Raw genomic sequence first — 2,398 nt, forward strand, 5'->3', positions numbered from 1 at the left:
CTATGCTGTATAAGGTTTTGAGCTATTTAGGGCTTTATTAAGCGACAAGTCTATTGGTTTGTCGCTGAGGCTTTTCATCAAATGAAGCGCTAGCAACAAAGCTGGAAAACCCGACAAGCATCCAGCCCAAGCAGATATGTTTTCGTATCTGCCATTCATATTGCTTGCTCTGGGAAATTGATTTTGTGTTCGCCTCAATAACTTCTAAACCCCAACAGGAAAGTGTGCCTATCCCAAACAAGCAACTACTGGCAATAGAGGCAACCGCGATTGTGTTTAAAATCCGAACACTCAAACTCGGATTTCTTACAAGAGGCTTTTGTTGACGGTAAGTAGGGAGCAGGACTAATTTGTTTGTGCCTAGACGTTTAATATGCTCTTGTTGAATCAGAGGGTAAGCAATTTGTTGATTATTAGTCATTTGTCGTCATCAGTATGTAGTTTTAATCGCATCTATATCAGTGAACGTATGATAAGCTTCTGTTATAGGTTGCACTACATTCCACAGAGGGGTATCAACTTTTCTTTGGTAATAATTTAATTCTGTCACTATCTCATCACAATCACATCCTCGTTATGGAGAAGAGGGAACCATTGAGGCAGATGCACCGAATCGCTGGCAACAAATTGTTACCTTTGCTGATTGTGAGAGGCTGTTGATCAACAATGCTGATTTAGATGCTGCCAGCGTTCCCTTTCCCAGAGAGCAGACTTATCCACCAGAATATACTGAAGCAATTGCCCAAATTAAAGAACAGCATCAGCAAGAGTTAGAGCGACTTTCCCAAGAAATAAGGATTGGTTTGCAAACAGAGGCCATAGCCAGAGCAGAAGAACAAGTACAAGAACAAATCCAATCTCTGCAACGACTTTTCAAACAACAGAAAGAAGAAAATATGGCTTTGAAAAACTTAGCCAATGCAATGAACAATACCCAGGCATTGGAGGCAGCAGCGCTAATTTTAGGTAGTGAACCTACATCGCAGGCGAATTTGGCGGGGCTGCCCACAAACTCGATACTAACCTCACCTACAAATCTTTGCAAAAAGCAGGTGCGGCGTTGACTGCCCAAGGATTGTTTCAGTTTGAGGAGGTGTTTGGTCGTTTGCCTTCTGGTAGACCTGGATTGATTAGCTACCGTGTCCGCAATCTTCACGGTTATTACAATCGCTTTTATTGGGAATCGTCCACGTCTGGGGAAACCAATTCTTGTGACGAGAAAGCCGTCCACGTCGGGGAGAAAACAAATGCGCCCGGACGGAATGAAAATTACCCTGGCGTGGAACAAATCCAGCCTGATTTGGAATCATTCCAAAAGAATGGTCAAAAAAGTGAACACTTGCAAGGGTTTCAAAAATCTAACAACGTTTTTAACTACCCGTTAACTACCTACCAACAACCTTAGTTGGTTGTTGGTATGGTAGTTGGTTCTGACGCGCCAACCGAAAATCCGCGTGAAGAGGAGACGGCTCATGCGCCCTTGGCGGACGCATCGCCTCAACGTACTGAAAGCGCGTCAGAACTTGAAGAATTGCCTACGACAATGGACTGTACGACGTTAGCGCTTGTGGAAGCTACACGAAGTAATCCCGCTTCGTTGCTGGCTGAAGACCAGGACTGTAGTGTTGAAGCGATATTCCCTCATGAGGGTATTTGTTCCGCTGCGCCCGTTGCTCAAAATGAGAAATCTTTAAATTCTGCGATCGCTAATCAAACACAGGGGCAAGTAGAACAAAGTAATTCCGCTTCGTTGTTAGCTGAAAACTCGGTTTCGGGTGTAGAAGTCAAAGCAGATCATGAAGGCACTTGTTCCGCCGCGCCTGTCTCCAGTGCTGAAAAATGGTCGCATGAGGCTGTCGTTGCTCGGTCTAAGGCGCGACCTCTGCGGATGGAAAAACTGAAGATGGCAGGGATACTTGGGGAAAAACCTGATTTTGAGTTTCTTGCAGAATGTTGGGAGAATGATCCTGCTTTGCAGATCGTGATTAAAAATTCTCCGTAAGCTTCGTAATTATACGTACTAATAACATTACCAGTTGAATCAGTCAACACCCGCGTACTGCCCAACCCATCAACATGGTAGAAAGTGCGATCGCTATTATTAAACCCTGAATCGCTAGCTGTTGACAATTTGAGAGTTGGCAGACCAGAATTTATTACTGTTCTGAATTGCGTCTACAAAGACTAAATATATTTCCATCTTTCTTACCCAATCAATTCGCTAATTTCTGGGCATTGCCCCATCGAATTTGATGCTGTAAAGCTTCAAGTAACGTTTCCGCTTCCAGAGTTGTTAGTCCATTTAAAACAGAGCAGACATCATACAAATCCTGGGTTGGGTGTAGTGAGTCAGAAATTTATTTGTATCCCCACTCATATTTACTTTTCTTGATTTTTC

Annotated in this window: 4 protein-coding genes; 3 read left to right on the forward strand and 1 reads right to left on the reverse strand. The window is 43.5% G+C overall.

All coding sequences use genetic code 11. From position 1 onward, the window contains the following. Positions 1–37: 37 nt before the first annotated feature. The gene (locus tag VB740_RS17885; protein WP_323201302.1) at positions 38–421 is read right to left on the reverse strand and encodes a hypothetical protein; all 384 of its coding nucleotides are present in this window, start codon (positions 419–421) and stop codon (positions 38–40) included. Between the two features lie 235 nt (positions 422–656). On the opposite strand from VB740_RS17885, the gene VB740_RS17890 reads away from it, so the two are divergent. From VB740_RS17890 to VB740_RS17900, 3 genes are read left to right on the forward strand one after another with little or no spacing between them, the layout of a single operon-like run. Continuing rightward, complete coding sequence (locus VB740_RS17890; RefSeq protein WP_323201303.1) at positions 657–1,064, forward strand: hypothetical protein; 408 nt, start codon at positions 657–659, stop codon at positions 1,062–1,064. Then, the gene (locus VB740_RS17895; RefSeq protein WP_323201304.1) at positions 1,040–1,405 is read left to right on the forward strand and encodes a hypothetical protein; all 366 of its coding nucleotides are present in this window, start codon (positions 1,040–1,042) and stop codon (positions 1,403–1,405) included. The genes VB740_RS17890 and VB740_RS17895 overlap by 25 nt, the downstream gene beginning before the upstream one ends. A 12-nt stretch (positions 1,406–1,417) precedes the next feature. Beyond that, positions 1,418–2,002 carry a hypothetical protein gene (locus tag VB740_RS17900; RefSeq protein WP_323201305.1) on the forward strand — a complete coding sequence of 195 codons (585 nt, stop codon included), beginning with the start codon at positions 1,418–1,420 and terminating at the stop codon, positions 2,000–2,002. Positions 2,003–2,398 lie beyond the last annotated feature (396 nt).

Source organism: Nostoc sp. UHCC 0251 (assembly GCF_034932245.1).
In the GTDB taxonomy this organism is placed as follows: domain Bacteria; phylum Cyanobacteriota; class Cyanobacteriia; order Cyanobacteriales; family Nostocaceae; genus Nostoc.